This window comes from Mycobacterium sp. NGS54 (assembly GCF_059812465.1).
In genome coordinates this window covers 503,563-528,200 of the sequence record NZ_JCALCS010000003.1, presented here as the reverse complement: position 1 = coordinate 528,200, position 24,638 = coordinate 503,563, and the positions used below count along the sequence as shown (strand labels likewise).

General features: G+C 70.3%; 22 protein-coding genes, 1 pseudogene and 1 riboswitch. Of the genes and pseudogenes, 11 read left to right on the top strand and 12 right to left on the bottom strand.

The window, feature by feature from the left end; translation table 11 throughout:
* Positions 1 to 4: 4 nt before the first annotated feature.
* Genes AC5Y5E_RS11420 through napA form a run of 6 tightly spaced genes read right to left on the bottom strand, consistent with a single transcriptional unit; the run spans position 5 to position 4,144 of the window.
* The gene (locus AC5Y5E_RS11420; RefSeq protein ID WP_499903086.1) at positions 5 to 823 is read right to left on the bottom strand and encodes an enoyl-CoA hydratase-related protein; all 819 of its coding nucleotides are present in this window, start codon (positions 821 to 823) and stop codon (positions 5 to 7) included.
* A 12-nt stretch (positions 824 to 835) separates the two neighbouring features.
* Complete coding sequence (locus tag AC5Y5E_RS11415) at positions 836 to 1,477, bottom strand: LON peptidase substrate-binding domain-containing protein (RefSeq protein ID WP_499903085.1); 642 nt, start codon at positions 1,475 to 1,477, stop codon at positions 836 to 838.
* Complete coding sequence (locus tag AC5Y5E_RS11410) at positions 1,477 to 2,607, bottom strand: glutamate--cysteine ligase (RefSeq protein WP_499903084.1); 1,131 nt, start codon at positions 2,605 to 2,607, stop codon at positions 1,477 to 1,479. The genes AC5Y5E_RS11415 and AC5Y5E_RS11410 overlap by 1 nt, the downstream gene beginning before the upstream one ends.
* The gene (gene sodC, locus AC5Y5E_RS11405; RefSeq protein WP_499903083.1) at positions 2,597 to 3,292 is read right to left on the bottom strand and encodes a superoxide dismutase[Cu-Zn]; all 696 of its coding nucleotides are present in this window, start codon (positions 3,290 to 3,292) and stop codon (positions 2,597 to 2,599) included. The genes AC5Y5E_RS11410 and sodC overlap by 11 nt, the downstream gene beginning before the upstream one ends.
* Before the next feature lie 47 nt (positions 3,293 to 3,339).
* On the bottom strand, positions 3,340 to 3,816 hold the full coding sequence (locus AC5Y5E_RS11400; protein WP_499903082.1) for a LytR C-terminal domain-containing protein: 477 nt from the start codon (positions 3,814 to 3,816) through the stop codon (positions 3,340 to 3,342).
* A gap of 19 nt (positions 3,817 to 3,835) precedes the next feature.
* On the bottom strand, positions 3,836 to 4,144 hold the full coding sequence (gene napA / locus AC5Y5E_RS11395) for a nucleoid-associated protein NapA (protein ID WP_066931013.1): 309 nt from the start codon (positions 4,142 to 4,144) through the stop codon (positions 3,836 to 3,838).
* 205 nt (positions 4,145 to 4,349) lie between these two features.
* Here napA and AC5Y5E_RS11390 point away from each other — a divergent pair, with 205 nt between their 5' ends.
* The 5 genes and pseudogenes from AC5Y5E_RS11390 to AC5Y5E_RS11370 all read left to right on the top strand — a co-directional run.
* Positions 4,350 to 4,943, top strand: a complete 594-nt coding sequence (locus AC5Y5E_RS11390) for a peptide deformylase (protein ID WP_499903081.1) — start codon at positions 4,350 to 4,352, stop codon at positions 4,941 to 4,943.
* Positions 4,943 to 5,623 carry a GNAT family N-acetyltransferase, cg3035/Rv0428c family gene (locus AC5Y5E_RS11385; protein ID WP_499903080.1) on the top strand — a complete coding sequence of 227 codons (681 nt, stop codon included), beginning with the start codon at positions 4,943 to 4,945 and terminating at the stop codon, positions 5,621 to 5,623. The genes AC5Y5E_RS11390 and AC5Y5E_RS11385 overlap by 1 nt, the downstream gene beginning before the upstream one ends.
* A gap of 17 nt (positions 5,624 to 5,640) precedes the next feature.
* A complete protein-coding gene (locus tag AC5Y5E_RS11380; protein ID WP_499903293.1) occupies positions 5,641 to 6,447 on the top strand; it encodes an exodeoxyribonuclease III in 807 nt (268 codons plus the stop codon).
* A 176-nt stretch (positions 6,448 to 6,623) separates the two neighbouring features.
* Complete coding sequence (locus AC5Y5E_RS11375) at positions 6,624 to 7,064, top strand: hypothetical protein (protein ID WP_499903079.1); 441 nt, start codon at positions 6,624 to 6,626, stop codon at positions 7,062 to 7,064.
* A gap of 639 nt (positions 7,065 to 7,703) precedes the next feature.
* Positions 7,704 to 11,255: pseudogene (locus AC5Y5E_RS11370) on the top strand (cation-translocating P-type ATPase); the annotation flags it as partial.
* Here AC5Y5E_RS11370 and AC5Y5E_RS11365 read toward each other — a convergent pair.
* Complete coding sequence (locus AC5Y5E_RS11365) at positions 11,221 to 11,517, bottom strand: Rv1535 domain-containing protein (RefSeq protein ID WP_499903292.1); 297 nt, start codon at positions 11,515 to 11,517, stop codon at positions 11,221 to 11,223. The pseudogene AC5Y5E_RS11370 and the gene AC5Y5E_RS11365 overlap by 35 nt on opposite strands.
* Positions 11,518 to 11,580: 63 nt before the next feature.
* On the opposite strand from AC5Y5E_RS11365, the gene AC5Y5E_RS11360 reads away from it, so the two are divergent.
* Positions 11,581 to 11,856, top strand: a complete 276-nt coding sequence (locus tag AC5Y5E_RS11360) for a hypothetical protein (RefSeq protein ID WP_499903078.1) — start codon at positions 11,581 to 11,583, stop codon at positions 11,854 to 11,856.
* Here AC5Y5E_RS11360 and AC5Y5E_RS11355 read toward each other — a convergent pair.
* The 3 genes from AC5Y5E_RS11355 to AC5Y5E_RS11345 all read right to left on the bottom strand — a co-directional run bounded on the left by AC5Y5E_RS11355 (position 11,853) and on the right by AC5Y5E_RS11345 (position 16,783).
* Positions 11,853 to 15,680, bottom strand: a complete 3,828-nt coding sequence (locus tag AC5Y5E_RS11355; protein WP_499903077.1) for a SpoIIE family protein phosphatase — start codon at positions 15,678 to 15,680, stop codon at positions 11,853 to 11,855. The two genes, AC5Y5E_RS11360 and AC5Y5E_RS11355, sit on opposite strands and share 4 nt — an antisense overlap.
* A complete protein-coding gene (locus AC5Y5E_RS11350) occupies positions 15,677 to 16,039 on the bottom strand; it encodes an STAS domain-containing protein (protein ID WP_499903291.1) in 363 nt (120 codons plus the stop codon). The genes AC5Y5E_RS11355 and AC5Y5E_RS11350 overlap by 4 nt, the downstream gene beginning before the upstream one ends.
* Before the next feature lie 102 nt (positions 16,040 to 16,141).
* Positions 16,142 to 16,783 carry a PAS and ANTAR domain-containing protein gene (locus AC5Y5E_RS11345; RefSeq protein WP_499903290.1) on the bottom strand — a complete coding sequence of 214 codons (642 nt, stop codon included), beginning with the start codon at positions 16,781 to 16,783 and terminating at the stop codon, positions 16,142 to 16,144.
* A 107-nt stretch (positions 16,784 to 16,890) separates the two neighbouring features.
* Positions 16,891 to 17,001, top strand: a riboswitch (TPP riboswitch).
* Here AC5Y5E_RS11345 and thiC point away from each other — a divergent pair.
* The 5 genes from thiC to AC5Y5E_RS11320 all read left to right on the top strand — a co-directional run bounded on the left by thiC (position 16,992) and on the right by AC5Y5E_RS11320 (position 21,456).
* On the top strand, positions 16,992 to 18,608 hold the full coding sequence (gene thiC / locus AC5Y5E_RS11340; RefSeq protein WP_499903076.1) for a phosphomethylpyrimidine synthase ThiC: 1,617 nt from the start codon (positions 16,992 to 16,994) through the stop codon (positions 18,606 to 18,608). Its footprint overlaps the riboswitch before it by 10 nt.
* A complete protein-coding gene (gene thiD, locus AC5Y5E_RS11335) occupies positions 18,605 to 19,435 on the top strand; it encodes a bifunctional hydroxymethylpyrimidine kinase/phosphomethylpyrimidine kinase (RefSeq protein ID WP_499903075.1) in 831 nt (276 codons plus the stop codon). Before thiC ends, thiD begins: the two co-directional genes overlap by 4 nt.
* Positions 19,432 to 20,055, top strand: coding sequence for an alpha/beta hydrolase family protein (locus tag AC5Y5E_RS11330; RefSeq protein ID WP_499903074.1), 624 nt, complete (start codon positions 19,432 to 19,434; stop codon positions 20,053 to 20,055). The genes thiD and AC5Y5E_RS11330 overlap by 4 nt, the downstream gene beginning before the upstream one ends.
* 70 nt (positions 20,056 to 20,125) lie before the next feature.
* Entirely contained in the window at positions 20,126 to 20,560 is a 435-nt protein-coding gene (locus AC5Y5E_RS11325) for a MarR family transcriptional regulator (protein ID WP_499903073.1), read from the top strand.
* A gap of 20 nt (positions 20,561 to 20,580) precedes the next feature.
* Positions 20,581 to 21,456: an LLM class F420-dependent oxidoreductase gene (locus AC5Y5E_RS11320; RefSeq protein ID WP_499903072.1), complete on the top strand. Its 876-nt coding sequence runs from the start codon at positions 20,581 to 20,583 to the stop codon at positions 21,454 to 21,456.
* Here the strand turns inward: AC5Y5E_RS11320 and AC5Y5E_RS11315 are convergent.
* Both AC5Y5E_RS11315 and AC5Y5E_RS11310 read right to left on the bottom strand, forming a co-directional pair.
* Positions 21,453 to 22,910, bottom strand: a complete 1,458-nt coding sequence (locus tag AC5Y5E_RS11315) for a neutral zinc metallopeptidase (RefSeq protein WP_499903071.1) — start codon at positions 22,908 to 22,910, stop codon at positions 21,453 to 21,455. The two genes, AC5Y5E_RS11320 and AC5Y5E_RS11315, sit on opposite strands and share 4 nt — an antisense overlap.
* A gap of 181 nt (positions 22,911 to 23,091) precedes the next feature.
* On the bottom strand, positions 23,092 to 24,609 hold the full coding sequence (locus AC5Y5E_RS11310) for an HNH endonuclease signature motif containing protein (protein ID WP_499903070.1): 1,518 nt from the start codon (positions 24,607 to 24,609) through the stop codon (positions 23,092 to 23,094).
* Between the last annotated feature and the right edge of the window lie 29 nt (positions 24,610 to 24,638).

Sequence of the window (24,638 nt, the reverse complement as noted above, 5' to 3'; positions counted from 1 at the left end):
GAGCTCACGGCTCCGGCAGCGGCGTCCAGTCGGCCGACAGCCGGGAGCTGAACCGCGGCGGCCGCCGATCCAGGAAGGCGCTGACCCCCTCGCGGGCGTCGGCGGTGCCCATCACGCGATGGTGCAGCTGGGTTTCCAGCGACGCCACCTGTCGCGGGGTGTAGTTGTGGATGGCGGCATCCCACAGCAGTCGCTTGCACAACGCCGCGGACATCGGGGCGACGTGGGCCGCGATGTCGCGGGCCATCTCCACCGCGTGGCCGAGCACCCGCTCGGCGGGCAGCGCCCGGTTGGCGACGCCCAGCGCCACCGCCTCGGCGCCCGTGAAGGTGCGCCCCGTCAGCAGCACCTCGGCGGCCACCCCCAGGGTGGCCAGATGCGCCAGCGTCCAGTGCGACATGCAGTCGGGTATCACGCCCCGGCGCACTTGCACCACACCGTATTTGGCGTCCTCGGCAACCAAGCGGATGTCGGCCTGCAGGGCGATCGTCAGGCCGATCCCGATCGCGTGACCGTTGAGCGCGGCGATCACCGGCTTGCGCAACTCGAACGCGGGCGGGTCGATCGGCGACGCCGAGAACGCGCTGGCGTCCGCCGGCGCGTCGAACGGCGAAATGTTGCCCGAGAAATCCGCCCCGACGCAAAAGGCGCTGCCCGCACCGGTTACCACGATGGCGCGGACGTCGTCGTCACCGTCGCAGTCGCGGTACGCCCGGCTGAGCAGGGCGCCCATCTCGGCGGTGTAGGCGTTGAGATGTTCGGGGCGATTCAGCGTCAGCACCGCCACGCCCTCGTCGATGTCGATCGTCACGTCGGCGCTCATCGCCTTGCCCCCCTATTCGGACAGCTGGAACTCGACCAGGTCGGCAAGCGCGTCCACGGCCTCGCGCAGCGCGGTGAAGCGATCGGCGGCCGACGGCGCCGACAGCACGGAGTACCGGTCGGCGGCGCCGATCGGGATGCGAGATGCCAACGCGAACAGGCGTTGTCCGGGATCGGTTTCGCGCGGGCCCAGCAGGACCTCGCGCTCCGGCAGCCGGACATCGCGCGCTTGCGCGATCCGTTCGAACACGGCGATCACCCGATCCTCGAGGTCGAGCAGCTGCGCGCCGGTGACCGGGGCGCCCGGTTCGTCGGGCCAGAGCGCCACGGTCGCACGCGGATACGGGTCGTCGGGCAGCCACTCGCGCACCCGGATCCGCTCGCCGGTGCGACAACGCAGCGCATAGCGGCCGGCGCCGAGGTCGGCGTGTTCGTCGATCCGCGACAGGACGCCGGCGTCGCAACGCGCGTCGCCGCCGCCGACCTCGCGGCCCTGCGCGATCAGCACGACACCGAACGGCTCGTCGCGGTCGAGGCAGCGCCGCACCAACGCGGCGTAGCGCGGCTCGAAGATGCGCAGCGGCAGCTCCTGGCCGGGCAGCTGCGCCGACTCGAGCGGAAACATCGCCCGCTCAAGGGGTTCGGCGTCACCCATCAGATGTCCAGCTCGGCCACCAGCGCGTCGACGACCGCGCGCAGGTCGCCGTCGTGCTCCTCGGCCACCCGTCGCTGCCGCTGATACGACGCGCCGCCGCGGTAGATGTCGGAGACCGCGGCCAGTTCGTCGACGCAGTGCAGCGACTTGGCGATCGGCTCCAGCCGGGTCAGCACGTCGTCGAGGTCCTCGGTGACCAGCCGCTCGTTGCTCTCGGCATCCAGGATGATCACCGCGTCCAGGCCGTATCGCGCTGCGCGCCACTTGTTTTCCTGGACATGCCAGGGCGGCATGATCGGCAGCGAGTCGCCGGCGTCCAGCCGGCGGTCCAGGTCCACCACGAGGCAGTGCGTCAGGGCGACCAGCGCGCCGAGCTCACGCAGGTTGGGCACGCCGTCGCACACCCGCACCTCGAGCGTGCCCAGGTGCGGCGACGGCCTGATGTCCCAACGGATCTCGTCCATGTGGTCGATGATGCCGGTCTTCTTCTGGTCGTAGACGAAGCCTTCGAACTCCGCCCAGGTCTGAAAGTGAAACGGCAGCCCGGCGGTCGGCAGCTGCTGAAACATCATCGCGCGATTGCTGGCGTACCCGGTGTCCTCCCCGGCCCACCACGGCGACGACGCCGACAGCGCCAGCAGGTGCGGGTAGTAGTTGAGCAGCGACGTCATGATCGGCATCACCTTGTTGGCCGACGAGATGCCCACGTGCACATGCACTCCCCAGATCAGCATCTGCCGGCCCCACCACTGGGTCCGCTTGATCAGCTCGGCGTAGCGCGGCGCGTCGGTGAGCTTCTGCGACGACCACTTGGCGAACGGGTGCGTCCCGGCGCAGAACAGCTCCATGCCGCGGTCCCGGACGATCCTGCGGGCGGGCCCCAGGGTCTCGCGCAGGTCCTCCATCGCTTCCCCGGCGCATTCACAGATGCCGCTGACGACCTCCACGGTGTTGCGCAGCAATTCCTTGTGCACGCGCGGGTTCTGGCCGATCTCGGCGATCACCGCGGGGGCCTCGTTGCTCAGGTCACGGGTCTTGGCGTCGATGAGCGCGAACTCCCACTCCACGCCGATCGTCGGCCGCGGCGAGCGGGCGAAATCGATGTGAGCGCGGGCCCTGCTAGCCGGCACCGATGACACCGCACGCCACCCGCTTGCCGGCGTCACCGGTCGTCATCGTCATCTGGTCGGGGCCCGGCGTTCCGTTGGTCTGGTTGTAGCGCTCCGACGGGATGTTGGCGAAGTTGTCGGCGCCGGCGTGTATGACGATCGCGGTCTTCTCGCCGGTCAGCAGGTCCTCCATCGCGAAGGCGTCCGTGGAGGTCACCAGCATGCCGACCCCGTCCTTGCGAACCTGAAGCGAGGTCAGGTCGCCGCTGGCGGGCTCGGTGGAATGCCCGGGCGCCTGGAAGTGCCCGCCGGCGGACAGAAAGTCGCCGGGCGCCCCGCCGGTCGGGGCCGTCGAATTGGCCTCGCACTTGCCGACCTTATGGATGTGCACGCCGTGGAAGCCGGGCGCGAGGTGGCCGGGGCCGCTCGTCGCGATCGTGATGGTGGCGTAGCCGTTGCTGAAATCGAACTTCGCGGTCGCCACCTCGACCCCGTCGGGACCCTTCAGTTGGGTGGTGATGCTCCGCCCGGCGGGCTGCTGCTGCTGATCGCCCTCGGTGCCCGCGCTCGCCGTCGGCGCGCTCGACCCGGTCCACACCGCGGGTGTGGTGCCGGGGACGGTCGAGGCGTGTTGCGGCGATGCGCACCCCGCCACCAATGCGATTGCGGACACGGCGGCGGCAGCGGCATTGCGGTGCTTGGACATAGCGAGCAGCCTATCCCGAGCACTCCCAGATTTCCGAGCAGCGGTCTTCAGCCCGTCACCAGGACGATGACGCCGGGCGGCTGGTCCTTGAGCGCCGGAATCCGCGGCTGAACGGGCGCCCCCAGCTTCTGGCCCACCGCGTCCGCGGTGGCGTGCTCGCCCTCGGCATCGGTGTAGTACACGGTCGTGGCCGTGACGTCGGGGATCGTCAGGTTTCCGACGTCGGTCACCTTGAACCCGGCGCCCGTCAGCTGATCCTTGGTCTTTGCGGCGACGCCCTCTTTGGACGAGATGTTGTAGACGTGCACCTCGGCCTGGTTCGCTGGGGCGGCGCTGGTGGTCGCGGCCGCCGCGCTGGTGGTGCTGGTGACGCTGGTAGCCGCCGACGACGACTCGTCATCGGACTTGCCGGAGGAACTGAGCGCCTGCCACCCGAGCAGCAGGAAGATGACGCCCAGGAACAACAGCACCATCACCATGGCCCGAAGGGGAAGGCCCGTGGAGTCGGGCACACGCTCTTTCATCGAGCCCCACTGTAGCGAGTCAGGTCACCTCGAAGCCGAGTCGGCGGGCGGCCCGCGCCTTTTGCCGGCTCGCGCGCAGCCGCCGCAGCCGCTTCACCAGCATCGGGTCGGCGGCCAGCGCCTCGGGCCGATCGACCAGCGCGTTGAGCACCTGGTAGTACCGCGTCGCCGACATCGAGAACAGCTCCTTGATGGCGTCCTCTTTGACCCCGGCGTATTTCCACCACTGGCGCTCGAACGCCAGGATGTCGTGTTCGCGACGGGTGAGGCCATCGGCGATTTCAGCGTCGTCCCCCGATCGATTTGCCCGCGCCATGGCGCTGTCCATATCCGCTTCCCCTGGACCCTTCCGGCGATTCTCAACGTGCTCGAATGACATGACTTACATAGGCGTTTCAAGGGCATGTTGCGCGCGAATATTGAACCACGCCGCGAACCCTCAAGCCGCAATCCAGACCCGCGAGTCGGCCGATTGGCTGCGATTGCCCGGCTCCCCCGGAGGCCGCGGCGGGTCACGAATAAGCTAGCCGATCATGGCAGTCGTACCCATACGCATCGTCGGAGATCCCGTCCTGCACGCCCCGACGACGCCGGTGGCCGTCGCCGCCGATGGTTCGCTGCCGGCCGACCTGCCCGAGCTGATCGCCACCATGTACGACACGATGGACGCCGCACACGGCGTCGGGCTCGCCGCCAACCAGATCGGCTACGGCCTGCGGCTGTTCGTCTACGACTGCTCCGAGGACCGCGGCCTGACCGACCGCCGCCGCGGCGTCGTCGTCAACCCGGTCCTGGAAACCTCCGAGATTCCCGAGACCATGCCCGACCCGGGCGACGACGACGAGGGCTGCCTGTCGGTTCCGGGCGAGTCATTCCCCACCGGCCGGGCGAAGTGGGCGCGGGTGACCGGACTCGACGCCGACGGCCGCCCGATCACCATCGAGGGCACCGGCCTGTTCGCGCGGATGCTGCAGCACGAAACCGGGCACCTGGACGGCTTCCTGTACCTGGATCACCTCATCGGCCGGCACGCGCGCGCCGCGAAGCGGGCCGTGAAGTCACACGGCTGGGGCGTTCCGGGACTGTCGTGGCTGCCGGGCGAGGGGCCGGACCCGTTCGGTCACTGATGGTCTCGTGGCCGGACCTGGGAACGCGGGTGACGGTTCGCTACCGGCTCCCGGCCGGATCGGTCCCGCCGCTGACCGACGCGGTCGGACACCTGCTGGCGGTCGATCCGCTGGTGCGGGTGCGCACGAAAACGGGCACGGTGGTGCAGTTCGCGCCCGCCGACGTCGTCGCGCTGCGGACGCTGACCGACGCGCCGGTGCGCACCTCCGACATCCGGGCGCTCGAGCATGCGGCCGCGGCGGCCAGGCCCGGCGCCGAACGGGCCTGGGTCGACGGCTGGCTGCTGCGCGCCGAGCCGGGAGCCGGGCTGGACACCAATTCGGCTGTGCCACTCGATATTTCGGCGCACGCTGCCGCCGTCCCAGCGATCGTCGACTGGTATCGGCAGCGGGACCTGACACCCTGGCTCGCGATTCCCGACCGCCTGCTGAGGATCCCGCCCGGGGTGCCCTGCGAACACAGCGACCAAATCCTCGTGCGCGACCTGGCCAGTGTCACGCCGGGACCGCTGCCCGACGGCACCCGGTGGGTGCGCCTGTCGGCCGACGGCCCGGCGCGTCGCGACTGCGAGGTGCTGCGGGTCGGCGACGACGACGCCGACAACCTCGCGCTCGCCGCGTCCCTCGGCTTCCGGCCGCACCACCGCCGTAGCTACATCCGCGCGATCGATACCGTCTAGCCATGCCCGACGGCACGGTGCGGCTGGCCACCTGGAACGTGAATTCGATTCGCACGCGCCTGGACCGCGTCCTCGACTGGCTGGCCCGCGCCGACGTCGACGTGCTCGCGATGCAGGAAACCAAGTGCGCCGACGGCCAGTTCCCCAGCCTGCCGTTCTTCGAACTCGGCTACGAGGTCGCCCACGTCGGCTTCAACCAGTGGAACGGCGTGGCCATCGCCTCACGCGTCGGCCTCGACGACATCGCGATCGGCTTCGACGGCCAGCCCACGTGGACGTCCAAACCGGAGGTGGCCGCCACGGCGGAAGCCCGCGCGCTGGGCGCCACCTGCGGTGGCGTGCGGGTGTGGAGCCTGTACGTGCCCAACGGCCGCGCCGTCGGCGACCCGCATTACACCTACAAGCTGAATTGGCTTGCCGCGCTGCGGGATGCGGCGCAAGGCTGGCTGCGCGACGACCCCGCGGCACCGATCGCGCTGGTCGGCGACTGGAACATCGCCCCGACGGACGAAGACGTGTGGAGCACCGAATACTACGCCGGCGCCACCCACGTCTCCGAGCCGGAGCGCCGCGCGTTCGACGCGATCGTCGACGCGCAATTCACCGACGTGGTAAGGCCTTTCACGCCGGGCCCGGCCGTCTACACCTACTGGGACTACACCCAGCTGCGGTTCCCGAAGAACCGGGGCATGCGCATCGATTTCATCCTCGCGTCGCCGGCGCTGGCCGCCCGCGTGACCGCCGCGCAAATCGTCCGCGACGAACGCAAGGGCAAGGCCCCGAGCGATCACGCGCCGGTGCTGATCGATGTGAGCCAGGTTTAAGATCCGTGTGAGCCCGGTTGAAGAAGTTGCTCGTTGTACGCGCGTTTGTAACGTGGCAGGCTTTCGCCCTATAGATGCAGAGAACAATTTCGTTGTTGCTGTTAACCTCGCGTTCAACGGATACACGGGTTGCCACGCGGTTCCCAGTGAGAGCGATGAGATACCAGGGAGTGATCATGGGTGTCGTCGGTGGGGCAGTACGCAGCGTGGGCAAAACGGTGGGTCGCGCGGCCGACGCGACCACGGCGGCCGCGGGCGCCGTGGGAGGCGCCGCGGTCAACGGAATAGTCGGCGGTGTCACGGGAGCCGCCGAGGGCGTCAAGCGCGGCATCAGCAGCGGTAGTCACTCGACGCCGGCCGCCGCCCTGGCGCTCGGCGCGATCGGCGTCGCCGGTCTGGTCGAGTGGCCGGTGCTGCTGGCCGTCGGGGGCGGGGCGCTCCTGTTGCACCGGATGAATCGCAAGCCCGGCAACGGCGCGGCGACGAAGGCGAACCTCAAGCCGGTGCCCTCCGAGCCGTCGAAAAAGGCGGTGCCGCAAAAGGCCGCCAGCAAGCCCGCGGCCAAGAAGGCGGCCGGGCGTCGCGCCGGTTCCGCCGAATTGCGCAGCACCAACTAAGGATCGTCCGGGGAGCCCTTGAGCATCGTCACGTCGTTACCACGATCGACGCCGCTGCGGGCTCTGACCGGACTGGCACAAGAGGCCCTTCACATCGCGGCGATTCCGCTGCGCGAGGGCGCCAGGGCGCTCACCGGCGATCTTCCCGCCGAAACGCTGAGCCGGCGCTGTTGGCGCGGAAAGGACCGGGCCTGGATCGAGGTGCGCGGCCTCGAAGACGCGAGCTCGGATGAGTTGGGCCGGGCAGTGCTCGACGGCCTGCGCGACCACGCCGGCGTGACGTCGGCCAGCCTGAACCACCCGTTGTCGCGCGTCGTCGTCACCATCGGCGACCCGGACACCTCGCTGCGTGACCTGTGCCGCGTCGTCGACGACGCCGAAAAACGTTGCCGCTCAACCAACAAGGCGCCCGCGACGGCTTTGCCGGGCGACGGCGTGGTGGCGGCGACCCGGGCCGTGACCGTGGCCGCCAACGCGGCCGGGCTCGGCATCGCACTGGCCGGTCGCGCGCTGCACTGGCCACGGTTGCCGATCGGCGTCCAGGCGCCCATCGTGGCGATCGACTACCAGCCCTGGCTGCGGCGCCTGCTCGAGGACCGCATCGGCGGCCCCGCGACGGACACCGTGCTGACGCTGGCCATGGCGGCGGCCGAAACCGTCACCCTCGCACCGGCGTCGCTGTCGGTGGGCCTGCTCATGCAATCGATGAAGGCTGCCGAATGCCGCGCCGAGGCCCGGGCCTGGCGCCGGCACGAACCCGAGCTGGCCCGCCACGCCGACCAGCCGCCCACCGACGCGTCATCGCCGAGGCCACCGCGGGCGCGGGTGGTGGAGCGCGGCGCAGCCGGCCGCTTCGCGCTCGTCCAGGCGCTCGGCGCGGGACTGGTCGCCGTGACCACCCGCAACCCGAACATGGCCGCCACCGCGGTGCTGGTGACCGCCCCCAAGGCCAGCCGCACCACCCCGGAGGCGTTCGCCGCCGCCCTGGGACGCGGGTTGGCCGACCGGCACGCCGTCCTGTCGCTGCGGCCGGACGCGCTGCGCCGCCTCGACCGCGTCGACGCGATCGTCATCGACCCCCGGGTGTTGTGCACCACCGGCATGCGGGTGGCCCGCATCCGCGGCGCCGACGACCGCGAGCTGTCCGCGGCGTGGAACCGCGCCCAGCTGGTGCTGCAGAACAACGGCCAACGGCCCGGCTGGCACCGGGTGCCCGGGATGTCGGCCAGCGAGCCGCACGCGGCGGTCGAGGCGCTTTTCCGCCCCACCCACGACCCGTTGGCGTCGGCCGTGGTCGCCGAGGCGCACCGCACCGGGGCGGACCTGGTGTCGGTCGACGTCGATTCGCTGGGCGAGCTGCGGCCCGCCTTCGACGAAATCACCCCGCTCGGCAACGGCTCGATCGACGACGCCCTCACCCACGCCGTCGCCGAGCTGCAACGGGCGGGTCGCACGGTCGCCGTGCTGTCATCGGCTGGCGCACGGGCGCTTTCGGCCGCGGACGTGGCGCTGGGCGTGCTGCCGCGGCCCGGCGGCGGGGCGCCGCCCTGGTGCGCGGACCTGCTGCTGCCCGACCTGGCGGCCGCCTGGCGGGTCCTGCACGCGCTGCCGGCCGCCAAGGCCGCCACGCAGCGCGGGGTCGGGATATCGGCCGGCGCGACGGCCATGGGATCGCTACTGATGATCCCGGGCGTCCGCGGCCTCGGGCCCGGTCCGGTCACCACCGGCGCCGCGGCCGGCGCGCTGTCCGGCTACCTGCTGGCGCGCGGGATCATGACCGCGGACGCGCCGCGGCCGGCCGCCGTTCACGAATGGCACGCGATGTCGGTCGAGCAGGTGCGCAAGGCCCTGCCACCGCCCCCGTCGGAGGTGGACGCCTCGCCCGCAGGGCAGGCTCCGGCTCCGCCCAACGCGGTCTGGCAGCTCCTCAAGGCCGTCCGCGCCGAGCTGACCGACCCGCTGACCCCGGTGCTGGCGCTGGGGTCGGCGGCCAGCGCGGTGCTCGGGTCGCCAGTCGACGCCGTGCTGGTGTTTTCGGTGCTGACCGGCAACTCCATCCTGGCGGCCAGCCAGCGGCTGCGCGCCGAGAACCGCCTCGACCGCCTGCTGGCGCAGCAGGTCCCGCCGGCCCGCCGGGTCGACACCGGTCCGGACGGCGAGCGGACCTACACCGACGTCATCGCGGCGCAATTGCGCCCCGGCGACGTCATCGAAATCCGGACGCACGAGGTGGTGCCCGCCGACGCCCGGATCCTCGAGGAGGTCGACGTCGAGGTCGACGAGTCGACGCTGACCGGCGAGTCGCTGTCGGTGGAGAAGCAGGTCGACGCCACGCCGGGCGCCGAGCTCGCCGAGCGCCGCTGCATGCTGTACGCCGGGACCACCGTCGTGGCGGGCACCGCGGTCGCCGTGGTGACCGCGGTCGGGGCCGACACCCAGGAGCGCCGGGCCGCCGAGCTGGTGTCCGGCGACACCTCGTCCGACATCGGCCTGCAGCACCAGCTCAGCCAGCTCACCAACCGGGCGTTCCCCGTCAGCGTCACCGGCGGCGCGCTGGTCGGCGGGCTGGGTCTGCTGCGCGGGACGGGCCTGCGCCAGGCGGTGGCCAGCGGCATCGCCATCGCCGTCGCCGCGGTCCCCGAAGGGATGCCGCTGGTGGCGACGCTGGCGCAGTCCGCGTCCGCGCGACGGCTGACCAAGTACGGCGCGCTGGTCCGCGTTCCGCGCTCGGTGGAGGCGCTCGGCCGCATCGACGTGGTCTGCTTCGACAAGACCGGCACGCTGAGCGAGAACCGGCTGCGGGTCGCGGAGGTCCGCCCGGCGCCGGGGCACTCCCCCGAGGAGGTGCTGCGCCACGCCGCGCACGCCGCCCCGGCCGCCAACGGCAGCCCGCACGCGCACGCCACCGACGCCGCCATCGTCGAGGCGGCGCTGCGTTCGCTCGACGGCTCGGCGCCCAGCGGGGAAGCCGACGCGCACCTGCCCTTCCGCTCCGGGCGGTCGTTCTCCGCCTCGGTCACCGGCACCGAACTGACCGTCAAGGGCGCGCCCGAAGTGGTGCTGGCCGCCTGCGAGAACACCGGCTCGAAGATTCAGAAAGTGGTCGGCGAACTGGCCGCCGGCGGCCTGCGGGTGATCGCGGTGGCGCAGCGCCGGCTGACGGCGCAGCAGGCCGAGGCGATCCGGGACGACCCGGACGACATCGCGGACTTCTGCCGCGACGGGCTGACCCTGACCGGCTTCCTCGGCCTGTCCGACACGCCGCGCCCCGAGGCGGTCGGCCTGCTGGCGAACCTGCGCCGGCAGGGGGTCGGCGTCAAGCTGATCACCGGCGACCACCCCATCACCGCGCTGGCGATCGCCCGGGAACTGGGCCTGTCCGTGACCGACGAGCAGGTGATCAGCGGCTCCGAGTGGGACGCGCTGTCGCGCAAGGACCAGGAGCGCGTCGTGACCGAGCGGGTGATCTTCGCGCGGATGACACCCGAGAACAAGGTCCAGGTCGTCCAGACGCTGGAGGGTGCCGGCGTGCTGTGCGCGATGGTCGGCGACGGCTCCAACGACGCCGCCGCCATCCGGGCCGCCACCGTCGGCATCGGCGTCGTGTCCGGCGGCAGCGACCCGGCCCACATGGCGGCCGACGTGGTGCTGGTGGACGCCCGCATCGAGGCACTGGTGCAGGCCATCGAGGAGGGACGCCAGCTCTGGCAGCGGGTGCAGGCGGCGGTGTCCGTGCTGCTCGGCGGCAACGCCGGCGAGGTGCTGTTCGCCGTCATCGGCAGCGCGATCACCGGCACGTCGCCCCTGAACACCCGGCAGCTGCTGCTGGTGAACATGATGACCGATGCGCTGCCGGCCGCCGCCCTGGCGGTCAGCGAGCCGAGCACGCCGATCGATCCGGGCATCCGAGGCCCCGACCAGCCCGCGCTGTGGCGCGCGGTGGCCATCCGCGGCGTCACCACCGCCGCGGCGACGACGGTGGCGTGGGCCATGGCCAGCGTCACCGGGCGCCCGCAGCGGGCCTCGACCGTGGCGCTGGTCGCGCTGGTCGGCGCCGAGTTGGGCCAGACGCTGCTGGATTCTCACGCCCCGCTGGTGGTGCTGACGGCGGTGGGCTCGCTCGGCGCGATGGGAACGCTGATCAGCATCCCGGTGGTCAGCCAGTTGCTCGGCTGCACACCGCTTGGTCCCGTCGGCTGGGGACAGGCTCTGGGGGCAGCCGCCGGGGCGACCGTCGCGATAGCCGTTCTGAACCGGGTTTCGGACGGTTGGGGCAGCCCGCACACGCTGCCACCAGGACCTGACTCGACGAACGGCGAGCCGGCCGATCGGACTGCCGAATCTCAACCACCCCGACCCGCCACAGCAGCGCATAGAGTTGCACCACGGGCACCTTCAGCACCAAAGCGATCGACGAAACCAGGGGGTCGGACACGGAGTCGGTCGTCGACATAGGTCCGACGTTGGTCGCAGTACCCGGCGGGGCGGCAAACCCTTCGTTACCGAAAGGCGAATCATGGCCGAAAAGACAACGCGCAAGGGGACCTCGCAGCGCGAAGCCGTGGAGAAGATCCGCGAGGGCGAAACGTTCGTGGTGAACGTGCCGGTGGTGGGCCAGGTGGAGATCCCGCGCCCGGAGCAACTGGCCTACTACGGCGGCCTGGCCGCCCTGGCGGCATTCGAACTCATCGACTGGCCCGTCGCCCTGGTCATCGCCGCCGGGCACGTGCTGGCGAGCAACCACCACAACCGGCTCCTCGAGGAGCTCGGCGAGGCCATGGAAGAGGCCTAGGCACTCCCCGCGCCGTCGAACTCCAGCGTGACCCGGGTGCCTCCCGGGGTGCGGACGGTGGCGACGCGGTCGGCTAGCCCGCCGATCAGGGTGAGGCCCCGCCCGCGCCGGCGGCTGCGCAGGCTGGCGGACGAATCGCCGACCCAGCTACCGGTATCGCTGACAGTGACCGCGACGGTGTCCCCGTGCACGAAGGCCTCGACGGAGACCGTCCGCCGCGGCTCGCAGCGGCTGCCGTGTTCGATCGCGTTGGTGACCACCTCCCCCGTCGCCAGCAGGATGTCCTCCTCGCGGCCCGGCACCGTGGCGATGCTGTCCAGCCACCCCCGCAGCTGCCGGCGCGCGACTGGGATCTGCGCCGGCACCGCCGGCAGCACCGTGGCGAAGCTGCCCGCGGCCGTGTGGCTCGGGCGCAGGGCGAGCACCACCACGTCGTCGCGATAGCCCGCCGGCGGGGTCATCCGCGCCAGCAGCTCGGCACACACCGATTCGACCGGCAGATCGGCGCAAAGGGCGGCCGCGGCCTTCAGGCGGGCGAACCCCTCGTCGAGCGTCTCGCCGGCGCGTTCGATGAGTCCGTCGGTATAGAGCAGGATCAGGCTGCCCGGCGCCAGCTCGGCCGTCGCGGCGTCGTGGGCGGACGGGTTGTCCGAGCCGTTGTCCGCGACGGCCACCGGGGGCCGCCGACCCGACTCGAGGTAGACCGGATCACCGTCGGGGGGAACGAGCAACGGGTACGGGTGCCCGGCGCAGCTGTAGCTGACGGTGGTGCCGCCCGCGCCGATATCGACCAGTGCGTAGGCCACCGTCGCGCACCGGGCGCCGGTGACGCTGGCGGCGTAGCGGTCCAGCGCGCCCAGCACCGCGACCGGCTCGGCCGCGCTGAGCGCCGAGGCCGCCACCGCGGCGCGCAGCCTGCTCATCACGATCGCGGCGGCCAGGCCGTGCCCGACGACGTCGCCCACCGATATGCCGATCTGGCCGGCGCGGCCCAGCGGCGTGACCGAGTACCAGTCGCCGCCGACGCGCATCGCCTCCCCGGCCGGCTGGTAGACGGCCGCCACGACGGCCGCGGTCGAGCCGCGATCCAAGTCGAGCAGGTGCTCCTGGAAGTCGACGGCGATCCGGTGCTCGCGCGCCATGACGCGCACCCGGTCCACCGCCGACTGGGTGAGCGCGGCCATCCGGCGGAACGTGTCGAGTTCCGCCGCATCGAATTGGCGCGGCGTCGGCCACAGCAGTGCCAGCACGCCGATAACGCGACCTCCGTTGTCCCGCAACGGATGAGCGACGCACGCGCGGACGCTTGCGGCGGTGTCGCGCACCGCGTGCTCATAGCGCGGGGGCAGGTCGAAGGTGTCCATGACGACCATCGGCTCTCCGGTGTTCACCACGTCGACGCCGAGCAGCGGGGCGTCGAGCGCGGCGACGTGGTAGCGGTCCCGCACCTCGGCGGGCACGTCGCCGGCGTACTCGAACCGGACGTGGCGCTCGCCGTCGAACAACCCGATCGTCACGGCGGGGGGATCCGCCGAACCGGGGCCCGCGTCGATCAGCGCGCGCAATATTCCGGCCACCGAGTCGGTCGCCTGCAGCGCGGAGTCGAGCGGCGCCAGGTCGAGCGGCGCCTCGCGCCGCAGGCGATCGCGCTCGCGGGTGACCGCGGACAGCCGCGACGCCACCCGGTCCACCAGCTCCTGCGACCGGAAGGGCTTGGGCAGGTAGTCGTCGGCACCCGCGGCGAAGCCCTCGTCGACGGCCTCCGCGCCGGCCCGCGCCGACAGCATCAGGACCGGCGTCGCCGCCAGGTCCGGATCCGCGCGAAGCGCCGCGACCAGGTCGAAGCCGCTGAGGCCCGGCATCATGATGTCGGTCACGATCGCGTCGGGGCGCAGCTCCCTGGCCGCCGCCAGCGCCGACTGCCCGTCGGCCACCAAAACCGTTTGCCAATGCGGCGATAGCACGCGCTCGAGGTGGGCTCGCATGTCGGCGTTGTCGTCGGCGACAAGCACCAATTGGCGCGGCCCGTCAGGCGCGGCGGCCGCGCCGTCAGGCGCGGCGGCCGCCGCGCCCGGGTCCGCGACGGGGGTCAGCCACTGACGCGCCTCGGCCACGTACGGGTTGCTCGGGTTCGGCGTCCCCCCGGGGGGCTGGGGTGCGCCCGCGACCGATCGCGGCAGCCGGATGGTGACCGTGGTGCCGCGATCCGGTTCGCTCTCGATCTCCACCGTTCCGCGTTGCAGCTCGACCAGGCCGCGCACCAGCGACAGCCCGATGCCGGCGCCCTCCACGCTGCGGCCGCGGATGTTGTCGGCCCTATAGAAGCGTTCGAACAGGCGGTCCAGGTCCTCCGGGCCGATCCCGACCCCGGTGTCCCGCAACGTGATTCGGCAATCCGCCGCCTCCGCGCGCACCTCGACCGTGATCGACCCGCGCAGCGTGTACTTGACGGCGTTGGAAAGCAGGTTGAGCACGATGGTTTCCCACATGCCCGGGTCGACGTCGGCAAGCGCCGGGCCGCAGTCCAACACGAGGTCCAGGCCAGCCCGCTGGCACAGCTCGGTGAACGACAACGCGATGTGCTCGGTGAGCGCGCCGACGTCGGTGCACACCAGTTTCGCGTCCGCCCGGCCCGCCTCGAGGCGCGAGAAATCGAGCAGCGAGTCGACCAGGCGCTGCAGGCGCCGTGCGTTGCGGGCCGCCGTGGTCAGTCGATCCTCCAGCGCGCTTTCCGGCGGCGCATCGGACAGCGCATCCTCCAGCGGACCGAGCAAAAGCGTTAGCGGCGTGCGGAATTCGTGGCTGACGTTGGTCAGAAACGCCGTCTTGGCGCGGTCCAACTCGGCGAGCGCGTCGGCCCGCAGCCGCTGCTGTTCGTAGGAGTTGATCCGCGCGAATGTCGCCGACAGCTGGTCGGCCAGCAGCTGGCAGAAGCCGCGGTACTGCTCGTCGAGCGGGCAGCGCGGGTTGATGCCGACCACCAGCGCCCCGGCGGTGGTGGTCTCGCCCAGCGGCAACACCAGCGCCCGCTCCGGACAGTCGCCACCGAGGATCGCCTCGATCCCGGGAACCGCCGCAGTTACGTTGCCGATCTCCGACTTCGACCCCGAATCGGCCAGCGCCCGAAGCGATCGCGGCAGGACCGGCAGCACCGACGCCGTCGCGCCCCGCAGGGCGAGCTCGCCGTCCGCGTCGGCGACATAGGCGGCGATGAACGGCACGTCCGCGGGCTGGGCCGCACACACCGCGGCGGCCGCGGCCACGGCGTCGTCGATGCTCTGGGTACCCATGGCGGCGGAGGTCACGTCGTTGAGCAGGTGCAGGCGCCGCTCCCCCATCACCCGCTCGGTCGTTTCGTTGACCGCGCAGAAAATCCCGGAGACGTCGCCGCCGTCGCCCATCAGCGGGCCGTAGGTGAAGGTGAAATACCGCTCCAGCCGCCGGCCTTCGACCACCATCGTCAGCAGCAGGTCGTCGGACCAGGTGGCCTTGCCCGTCGCGATGACGCTCGCCAGCATGGGGCTGATCGAATCCCAGATGTCCCACCACACTTCCCGGCCGGGCCGGCCCAGCGCGGACGGGTGTTTGTCGGACAGCGCCGAGATGTACGCGTCGTTGTAAACCAGGAACAGATCCTGCGACCCCAGCCACAGCACGATCGGGAACCGCGACGTCAACGCCGTCACCGTCGCCGCCCGGAACTCGGCCGGCCACCCCTGCGGCGATCCCAAAGGGTGTGCGGCCCAGTCGAACTCGGCAAACCGGCGGCCCATCTCGCCACCCAGGGCGACCGCGGCCGCGAGGTCGGCCGGCAGCGGGTTCATTGCCGGCGTTCGCGTTGCAGCGCGTCGGAAAGCGTCGGATAGACCTCGAGGATGCGATCGAGCTCCGTGACCTGGATCGGCCGCAGAACCTGGTCGTTGTCGGCCACCAATCGCACCGACGTGCCGGCTTCCTTCCCGCCCTCGTGGCAATCGAGCACCGCGTTCAACGCCGCGCTTCCGAAAAACGTCACCGATTGCAGGTCGACGATCACCAACCGGGCCGGGTGCTTCGCGGCCGCCTGCAGCGCGGCGACCAGATGGGGGGTGAGCTGGTCGACGGTGCTGGAATCGACATCGCCTTTGACCCGAACGAGTACGGCGTCCTCCCGGGCCTCGTGGTCAACCGCCAACAGTTCCATGCCTTCCACCACCTCGAGCAAGCCGAAGTCCCTCCCTGGGCGTCACCGCGACGGCCCCGAATCGGCAGCATGCCCAGGAAAGAATGTTTCGAAGCCTAGCGATTACCCGGAAGTCTCCGGCGGAATGCGTTCGTGCACGGTCAGCAGCAGATGGTCGAACTGACTTTGGACGGCGGCGCTGGGGGCGGGCAGCGTCGTGACCTCGGCGAGCAATTGCTTTGCCAGCGAACGCAGCTTCACATTGGTCTCCTGCGAGCGCCACTGCAGCACGCGGAAGGCCTGCTCGGCGCTGACGCGGTACACGTACATCAGCACGCCCTTGGCCTGTTCGATGGCCGCGCGGTTCTCGAACAGGTCCGGCAGCGCCTCGTCGAGCACTTCCTGGCGGGCCTCGTCGAAGGTGTCGGTGAGGTCGATGTAATACCCGGCCGTGCCCACCACGGCGCCGGAATCGTTCAGCATGCGGTCGGCCACCACGATCGCGTCGTGCACGTTGCCCGCGGTGTCGAGGAAGCGGTGGCGGCTGGAAAACGACTCCTCGGACCGCAGGGCGTAGTCCAGCAGGTCCTGGACGTGGGCCCGATCCTCGGGATGCTTGTGCGACAACAGCAGTTCCGTCGTCGGCGCCACTTGGCCGGGTGCGTAACCGTGCATCCTGGCCACCTCGTCGGACCATTCCCAGCGCTGACCGACGAACCAGAAGCGGAAGGCGCCGACGTTCAGGTACCTGGTCGCGGCTTCGATTGCACCGGTCGGCTGCGTCGGGCTCTCGGCGGGTTGCACGTTTGCATCCTCCCACCAGGTGGGTACTCGCGGCTACCGCCAAGGGGGTAACGTCGCGGACGGACCAATCCATTAGACGCGGGAGCGCACGCCGAGTGCGCTGAGAGGACGGCTCGGGGCCGTCGACCGTACGAACCTGACCGGGTAATGCCGGCGTAGGGAGATGAGAATGACCACCACTATCGAGCCGTCCGTCACCACCGGACCCATCTGGGGCAGCAGCAAGGCCTACCGCGAGCTCGACGGCGGCGCGCGGGTGCCCTTCCGCAGGGTCAACCTGTCCACCGGGGACCACTTCGACCTCTACGACACGTCCGGGCCCTACACCGACCCGGACGCGGCGATCGACCTGGCGGCCGGGCTGCCGGCGCGGCCCGGTGTGGTCCGCGACCGCGGCACCCAGCTGCAGCGGGCCCGCGCCGGCGAGATCACGGCCGAGATGGCGTTCATCGCCGCCCGCGAGGGCATGCCCGCCGAACTGGTGCGCGACGAGGTCGCCCGCGGCCGCGCGGTGATCCCGGCCAACCACAACCACCCGGAGAGCGAGCCGATGATCATCGGCAAGGCGTTCGCGGTCAAGGTCAACGCCAACATCGGCAATTCGGCGGTGACGTCGTCGATCGCCGAGGAGGTCGACAAGATGGTGTGGGCCACCCGCTGGGGCGCCGACACCATCATGGACCTGTCCACCGGCAAGAACATTCACGAGACCCGCGAGTGGATCCTGCGCAATTCGCCGGTGCCGGTGGGCACCGTGCCGATCTACCAGGCGCTGGAGAAGGTCAACGGCGATCCGACCGAGCTCACCTGGGAGATCTACCGCGACACCGTGATCGAACAGTGCGAGCAGGGCGTGGACTACATGACCGTGCACGCCGGCGTGCTGCTGCGGTATGTGCCGCTGACCGCCAAGCGCGTCACCGGCATCGTGTCCCGCGGCGGGTCGATCATGGCGGCCTGGTGCCTGGCTCATCACCAGGAATCGTTCCTGTACACCAACTTTGCCGAACTGTGCGACATCTTCGCGCGATACGACGTCACCTTCTCGCTCGGCGACGGGCTGCGGCCGGGCTCCATCGCCGACGCCAACGACGCCGCCCAGTTCGCCGAGCTGCGCACCCTGGGCGAGCTGACCAAGATCGCGAAAGCCCATGGCGCACAGGTGATGATCGAGGGCCCAGGGCACGTCCCGATGCACAAGATCGTCGAGAACGTGCGGCTGGAAGAGGAGCTGTGCGAGGAGGCCCCGTTCTACACGCTGGGCCCGCTGGCCACCGACATCGCGCCGGCCTACGACCACATCACGTCGGCGATCGGCGCGGCGATCATCGCCCAGGCCGGCACCGCGATGCTGTGCTACGTGACGCCCAAGGAGCACCTGGGGCTGCCGGACCGCAAGGACGTCAAGGACGGCGTGATCGCCTACAAGATCGCCGCCCACTCGGCCGACCTGGCCAAGGGGCACCCCCGCGCCCAGGAGCGCGACAACGCTTTGAGCACAGCACGTTTCGAGTTCCGTTGGAACGACCAGTTCGCGCTGTCGCTGGACCCCGACACCGCGCGGGAGTTCCACGACGAGACGCTGCCGGCCGAACCCGCCAAGACCGCGCACTTCTGCTCGATGTGCGGTCCCAAGTTCTGCTCGATGCGCATCACGCAGGATGTCCGCGACTACGCGGCCGCGCACGGCCTCGACAGCGAGGAAGCCATCGAGGCAGCCATGGCCGAAAAGTCGCAGGAGTTCGCCGAGCACGGCAATCGGGTGTATCTGCCGATCACGCAGTGAATTTCCTGCCTTTAGCCGCGCCGGGCGCCACGCCGTTGCGCGTGCTGACCGTCGCCGGCTCGGACTCGGGCGGCGGCGCGGGGATGCAGGCTGATGTGCGCACCTGCACGCTGCTCGGGGTTCATGCGTTGTGTGCGGTGACCGCGGTGACCGTGCAGAACTCGGTGGGCGTCAAGGGTTTTCACAAGGTTCCCGGCGACGTCATCGCCGCCCAGATCGAGGTGGTATGTCACGACATCGGGCTGCAGGCGGCCAAGACCGGCATGCTGGCGTCGGGCGAGATCATCGAATCGGTCGCCGCGGCCTGGCGGCATCACGGCGGCGACGCGCCCCTGGTGGTCGACCCGGTGTGCGCGTCGATGCACGGCGATCCGCTGTTGGATCCCGCGGACCTGGCTTCCCTTCGGGGCGAGCTCTTTCCGTTGGCCACGCTGGTGACACCGAACCTGCACGAGGTGCGACTGCTGCTCGATATCGATGTTGTCGACTCGCAGACTCAGCGGGAGGCGGCTCGCGCGCTGCATGCCCTGGGACCCAAGTGGGCGCTGGTGAAGGGAGGCCACCTGCAGGGTTCGGCGACGAGCACGGATCTTCTGTTCGACGGCACCGACTTTCATGAGTTCACCTCGCCGCGGGTGGACACCATGCACGACCACGGCGCCGGAGACACGTTGGCCGCGGCGACGGCCTGCGCGCTGGCCCACGGCTACACCGTCCCGGGCGCGGTCGCGTTCGCGAAGGGGTGGGTGACCGAATGCCTGCGCGCCTCCTATCCGCTCGGCCACGGCCACGGCCCCGTCTCTCCGTTGTTTCGGCTGAACTTATGAACCTCGAGGCGATCGCGGGCGTGGCGCACGAACCCCCGGGGCCACCGGCCGGTGTCGTGGTGTTGACCCACGGAGCCGGTGGCGACCGGGAATCGCCCCTGCTGCAACAGGTTTGCGATGAGTGGGCCCGGCGCGGCTGGCTCGCGGTGCGCTACAACCTGCCGTACCGCCGGCGCCGGCCCAAGGGCCCTCCGTCCGGTTCGGCGGCCGGCGACCGCGAGGGAATCGTCGAGGCGATCACGTTGTGCCGCGGACTATCCGCCGGCCCGCTGATCGCCGGCGGGCACTCCTACGGCGGCCGGCAGACGTCCATGGTGGTGGCTGCCGGCGAGGCGCCGGTGGACGTCTTGACACTGTTCTCGTATCCGGTCCACCCCCCGGGCAAGCCGGAGCGCCCGCGCACCGAACACCTCCCCGACATTCGGGTGCCCACCGTCTTCACCCACGGGACGTCCGATCCGTTCGGCACGCCCGACGAATTGCGCGCCGCCGCAGCGCTGATCGCCGCGCCGACCGAGGTCGTCGAGGTCACCGGCGCGCGCCACGACCTGCGCTCGAAGACCCTCGACGTGCCCGCGCTCGCGGTCGAGGCCGCGCTGCGGCTGGTTCGCTCAACATGATCTTCGAACCATGACGTGATTTAGACAGTTAAGACTGGACAGTTTTGACTGGCTAATTTAGGATTGGGTCATGGACGGCATCACCGACTCGGCCGTGGCGGCCGCCCGCGATCTGCGGGTGCTGTTCAGCCGGCTGCGGCGCCGGCTGCGGAGTCTGGGGGTCGACGAGGACCTCACGCCGTCCCAGACCGCGGTGCTCACCCGCCTCTGGAAAGAGGGAGCGTCGTCGGCCAGCGCGCTGGCCGGTGCCGAAGGGGTGCGGCCGCAGTCGATGGCCACGATCGTGGCCGCGCTCGAGCAACGCGGGCTCATCGACCGCACGCCCGACCCCGAAGACGGCCGCCGCCAGGTGGTTTCGCTGACCGCCAAGGGCCGGCGGCGCGCCGAGAGCGATCGCCGGTTGCGGGAGGAATGGCTGGCGCGCGCCATGCAGGAGCGGTATTCCGAACGGGAACGCCGCGTCATCCTCGACGCGCTGTCGCTGCTCGAGCGTCTGACCGAGTGACGAGACGAGGAGATACCGCAATGGAATTGGGCGTTCACTTCATCGATTTTCTGCCGGGGGATCCGGCTAAGCTAGGCCCGACGCTGGCCGACGCGGCCAGGGCCGCCGAGCAGGGCGGGGCCACGCTGTTCACTCTGGCCGACCACTTCTTCCAGATGGAAGCCGTTGGGCGAGCGGAGGATCCGTTCCTCGAGGGCTATACGTCGCTGGGATTCCTGGCCGGGCAGACGACGACCATCGGCCTGGCCCTGCTGGTCACCGGGGTCACCTACCGCTACCCGGGCCTGCTGGCCAAGACGGTGACGACGCTGGACGTGCTGTCGGCGGGCCGGTCCATGCTCGGCCTCGGCGCGGCGTGGTACGACCGCGAACACGCCGGCCTCGGGGTTCCGTACCCGCCGCTCGGCGCGCGGTTCGAGATGCTGGAAGAGGCGCTGCAGGTCTGCCTTCAGATGTGGAGCGACAACGATGGGCCCTACAACGGCAAGCATTATCGGCTGGCCGAGACGATCTGTGTGCCGCAACCGATTCGGCGACCGCCGATCCTGATCGGCGGCGACGGCGAGAAGAAGACACTGCGGTTGGTCGCCCAGTACGCCGACGTCTGGAACAGCACGACGAGCGACGTCGAGGCGCTCAAGCACAAGGTCGACGTGCTGAACCGGCACTGCGACGCGGTGGGCAGGGATCCCGGCGAGATCCGCAAGACCGTCGGCTTTTTCGACGATCCCTTCACCGATACCGACGCGTACCTGAAGACGGTCGAGCTTTATGCCTCGCTCGGGGTCGAGATGATCAACACCGGTCCCGTGCCCGGCAACCCCGACCCGGTCGGTTTCATTCGCCGGCTCGGCGACGAGGTGGTTCCCCGGATCGCCGAAATCGCCGGAGCCTAGCCGGGATAGCGCGAGTAGCAGGCGTCCATGTTGCCGGCCACGCCGCCGCGGAACGCCGCGATCCGGGTGAAGCCGGCCGGCACGCTGGTGCCGTCGGCGTCGCTGGCGACCAGGTGGTTGATCAGCAGGCCGGAGACGGCCTCGTCGAGATCGCCGGCCGTCAGCACCAGCTGCTTCTGGGACGGCAGCTCGATGGGTTCGGCCATCTTGCGATGCACGACGCCGGTCAGGCACGCCGTGCGCAGCGCCGTCCACGGGCTCTGCATCGCCAGGCCGCGTTCGTGCTGCACCGCCAGCGCGTACCTCGACATCACCATCGACAGCGCGGTGTCGTCACCCTGCGGCAGGGTGCGCTCGTTCTCGGCGGCGACCTTGCCCGCCTTCGCCAGCCCGGGCAGGTCGATCACGATGGTGTTGGTCGCCGGACAGTACGACGCCGGCGGGCTGGCCTTGGCGTCGGGGCAATCGGCCGGCTTGTAGGACAGCGTCGGCGGGCTCTTGGGGGAGAAGATCTTCCCCAGCAGCTCCATCAGCGTGGACAACGTGTCCTCGTTGATCGGGACCTCCCCGGTCTCGGGGTCGCCGCTGGTGTCGGTCCGCAGGGCGGTCGGCAGGTCGCCGCGGCGCTGTGCGATTTCCTGCTTGTTGATCCCCGCGCACGCCGAGGCGCCGTCGATGAAGCCCATCTGGAAGGCGCTGATCCGGTCCAGGGCCGAACCGTGTTCGTCGTCGTTGGTGGTGTCGGCGTCCAGGACCGGGTCGCGGGTGGTGATGATTCCGGCCAGCACGTGGTCGAGCCCGTCGGCGGTGCTCAGCGTGAAGCGCGGCGACTTGCCGTCGGCCACCCAGAACAGATACACGCCCGCGAAGCAGTCGGCCTGCTGTTCGCGGACGATGGTCGGGTCCGTTCTGGTGACCAATTTCGCCATCTGCTGCAAGGCGTGCCCGAATTCGTGCGCCAACACGCCGTTCACGGACATGTCACCGAAATAGCGTTGCGCGATGGCCATGAACACGCCGCGATCCCAGGCGATCAGGTTGCAGCGCGACGTGAAAAAGGCGTTGACGAGCTTATAGGTCTCGCTGTGGCAAACGATCGGGCTGCTGGGATCGTCGGAGTCGTAGGACACCATCTTGGCGACCGGGATGAAAGTCCCTTTCAGCGATTCGCTGTAGACCGACTTCCAGTAGTCCTCGATGTCGTTGATGGAGAGCAGGGACAGCTTGTCGATCGGCCCGTTGTCGGTGTTGACCACCGTGCCGGTGGGCGCGGGTGCGTTCGCGCGGATCCCGCTGGGGCCGCTGGTCGCGGGCAGGCCGCCCACCCGGAAGGGGTCGTTGAGCATGGACAGGGCGCGCCCGTCGACGAACGTGGAGCAGCCCGCCACCACGAGTACCGCCCCCGCGCAGGCGATTGCCGCCCTCAGACGTCGACTCGGCCCGCGCACATTCATGACAAACCTCATCCCGACCGGGCTGCAAGGCAGCATCAAAGGGATCCCATTCTAGATGGCCCGGCTAACTATGACAGCCCAAATTTCAACGGGCGGGCTGCCATTCACAAGGCAAACAGGCGGTGCCGGAATGCGTCGGAGGTGTGCCCGGCGAATGGCGGCTGTTCACCGTCGCCGCTTCCTAGAACGGCGGAGGGTCGTCGTCGTCACGATCGGGTGGGGCGGGCCCAAAATAACTGGGCCACTCGGCTTTTCGGGCTAGACGGGCTTGGCGGTTGTGGCGGCGTTCGGTGGCCACGCGGTAGGCGCGGTCCTGGGCGCGGGTGCGGCGGCGTTTGGGCATCATCGCGGTGCGCTCGGCGCAGTACTCGACGGGCGGGTCGGCCTCGGCGGCCGGGAAGACACCGTCGACCCCACGACACAGACTTGGGAATAGCAGCGCACTGCCCGGGGTGGTCACATAGGTGTGTCCGGACGGGGAGGTCAAGATCAGCGTCCCGTCAGCCAGTTGTTGTTCGGCCCAGCCCATAAACGTCTTGATCAAATGATGAGTTCGGCAGTAACACTTCAGGTTGGACGCATGGGTGGGTCCACCCTGGGCGTAGGGGACGGTGTGGTCGATGTCGCAGCCGATCGCCGGGGCGTCGCAGCCGGGCCAGCGGCACGTCAAATCCCGGCAGCGCACGAAATCGGCCAACGCCTTCGACGGCACATAACCGTCCTCCGGCGGCGCGTCGCCGGGGTGGATCAGCGGCGTCAACTTGGCCGACTTAGCGAGTTCGGCCAGCAGTTCGGGGGTGATCAGCCCATCGGCGCCCACCTCCGAGGCCGGCACCGAGCCGCGACCGTCCAGGGTGGCCTGCTCGGCGATCACATGAATCAGCACCGGACCCGCGGGCGGGCGTTTCCCGGCCGCACAATCAGGGCGCCCGCACCGACACCCCAGCCGGTCCGCGCCCGCGGCCAAAGCGCCCAAGGCGTCGGCGCGGCGCTGCTCCCGGGTGCGCGGATCGTGCGCACACACGGTGCCCGCCAACGCATTCAGGCGCTTGTCCAACGCATGCGCATCCGGGCTCAGCATGACCCCGCCGAACTCCGCGCGCCCATCCAAGTCCGGGCCGATCCACACCTCCCGATCCCGCTGGGCCTTGGCGCGCCGGCGCACCGCATCCACATCAGCGCGGGCCACGATCCGATCCACCTGCGCGCCCAGCCGGCCCTGGCTCATCGACGGCCAACGCGCCACATTGGCCGCCAGCTGCGCATCCACGCTCGCCAACACCTGCGCGTCCTCAATCAGATCGGTGCGATACACGATCGTCTGAAACACTCGGTAATCGATATCGCCGGCCTTAAAGACCTCCCCCACCTGCGGGAGGCGTTCGCGCATCGCCCGGGCATAGCGCACCCGGCTGGCCGCCAGCCCCTGACTGATCCGCAACGCCGCCCCCACCTCCGCGGCGACGGCCTCCATCGTGTCGATCGCCCAATCCTCGGTCTCCGAGCAGCGCGAGAGCCGATAGCCGAACAACCGCCCGATCCGGTCGAGCTGGGTAGCGGCGGCTCGGTTTTCCTCGCGCGCCGCGGCCTCAATCTCGGTGAGCAGTCCGGCCGACGTGCTGGTCTTGGACGGATAGCGCCGCTCAATCATCTCGTCGAACCGGGCAATCACCTCGGCACATGCGGCTTCGTCGAACATGTTTTCGAGTGTACCGACGGCCGCCGACA

Coding starts and splice junctions, on each gene's coding strand:
- AC5Y5E_RS11420 (WP_499903086.1), bottom strand. CDS start 823: ATGAGCGCCGACGTGACGATCGACATCGACGAGGGCGTGGCGGTGCTG.
- AC5Y5E_RS11415 (WP_499903085.1), bottom strand. CDS start 1,477: ATGGGTGACGCCGAACCCCTTGAGCGGGCGATGTTTCCGCTCGAGTCG.
- sodC (WP_499903083.1), bottom strand. CDS start 3,292: ATGTCCAAGCACCGCAATGCCGCTGCCGCCGCCGTGTCCGCAATCGCA.
- AC5Y5E_RS11400 (WP_499903082.1), bottom strand. CDS start 3,816: ATGAAAGAGCGTGTGCCCGACTCCACGGGCCTTCCCCTTCGGGCCATG.
- napA (WP_066931013.1), bottom strand. CDS start 4,144: ATGGACAGCGCCATGGCGCGGGCAAATCGATCGGGGGACGACGCTGAA.
- AC5Y5E_RS11390 (WP_499903081.1), top strand. CDS start 4,350: ATGGCAGTCGTACCCATACGCATCGTCGGAGATCCCGTCCTGCACGCC.
- AC5Y5E_RS11385 (WP_499903080.1), top strand. CDS start 4,943: ATGGTCTCGTGGCCGGACCTGGGAACGCGGGTGACGGTTCGCTACCGG.
- AC5Y5E_RS11375 (WP_499903079.1), top strand. CDS start 6,624: ATGGGTGTCGTCGGTGGGGCAGTACGCAGCGTGGGCAAAACGGTGGGT.
- AC5Y5E_RS11365 (WP_499903292.1), bottom strand. CDS start 11,517: ATGTCGACGACCGACTCCGTGTCCGACCCCCTGGTTTCGTCGATCGCT.
- AC5Y5E_RS11360 (WP_499903078.1), top strand. CDS start 11,581: ATGGCCGAAAAGACAACGCGCAAGGGGACCTCGCAGCGCGAAGCCGTG.
- AC5Y5E_RS11355 (WP_499903077.1), bottom strand. CDS start 15,680: ATGAACCCGCTGCCGGCCGACCTCGCGGCCGCGGTCGCCCTGGGTGGC.
- AC5Y5E_RS11350 (WP_499903291.1), bottom strand. CDS start 16,039: ATGGAACTGTTGGCGGTTGACCACGAGGCCCGGGAGGACGCCGTACTC.
- thiC (WP_499903076.1), top strand. CDS start 16,992: ATGACCACCACTATCGAGCCGTCCGTCACCACCGGACCCATCTGGGGC.
- AC5Y5E_RS11330 (WP_499903074.1), top strand. CDS start 19,432: ATGAACCTCGAGGCGATCGCGGGCGTGGCGCACGAACCCCCGGGGCCA.
- AC5Y5E_RS11325 (WP_499903073.1), top strand. CDS start 20,126: ATGGACGGCATCACCGACTCGGCCGTGGCGGCCGCCCGCGATCTGCGG.
- AC5Y5E_RS11320 (WP_499903072.1), top strand. CDS start 20,581: ATGGAATTGGGCGTTCACTTCATCGATTTTCTGCCGGGGGATCCGGCT.
- AC5Y5E_RS11315 (WP_499903071.1), bottom strand. CDS start 22,910: ATGAATGTGCGCGGGCCGAGTCGACGTCTGAGGGCGGCAATCGCCTGC.
- AC5Y5E_RS11310 (WP_499903070.1), bottom strand. CDS start 24,609: ATGTTCGACGAAGCCGCATGTGCCGAGGTGATTGCCCGGTTCGACGAG.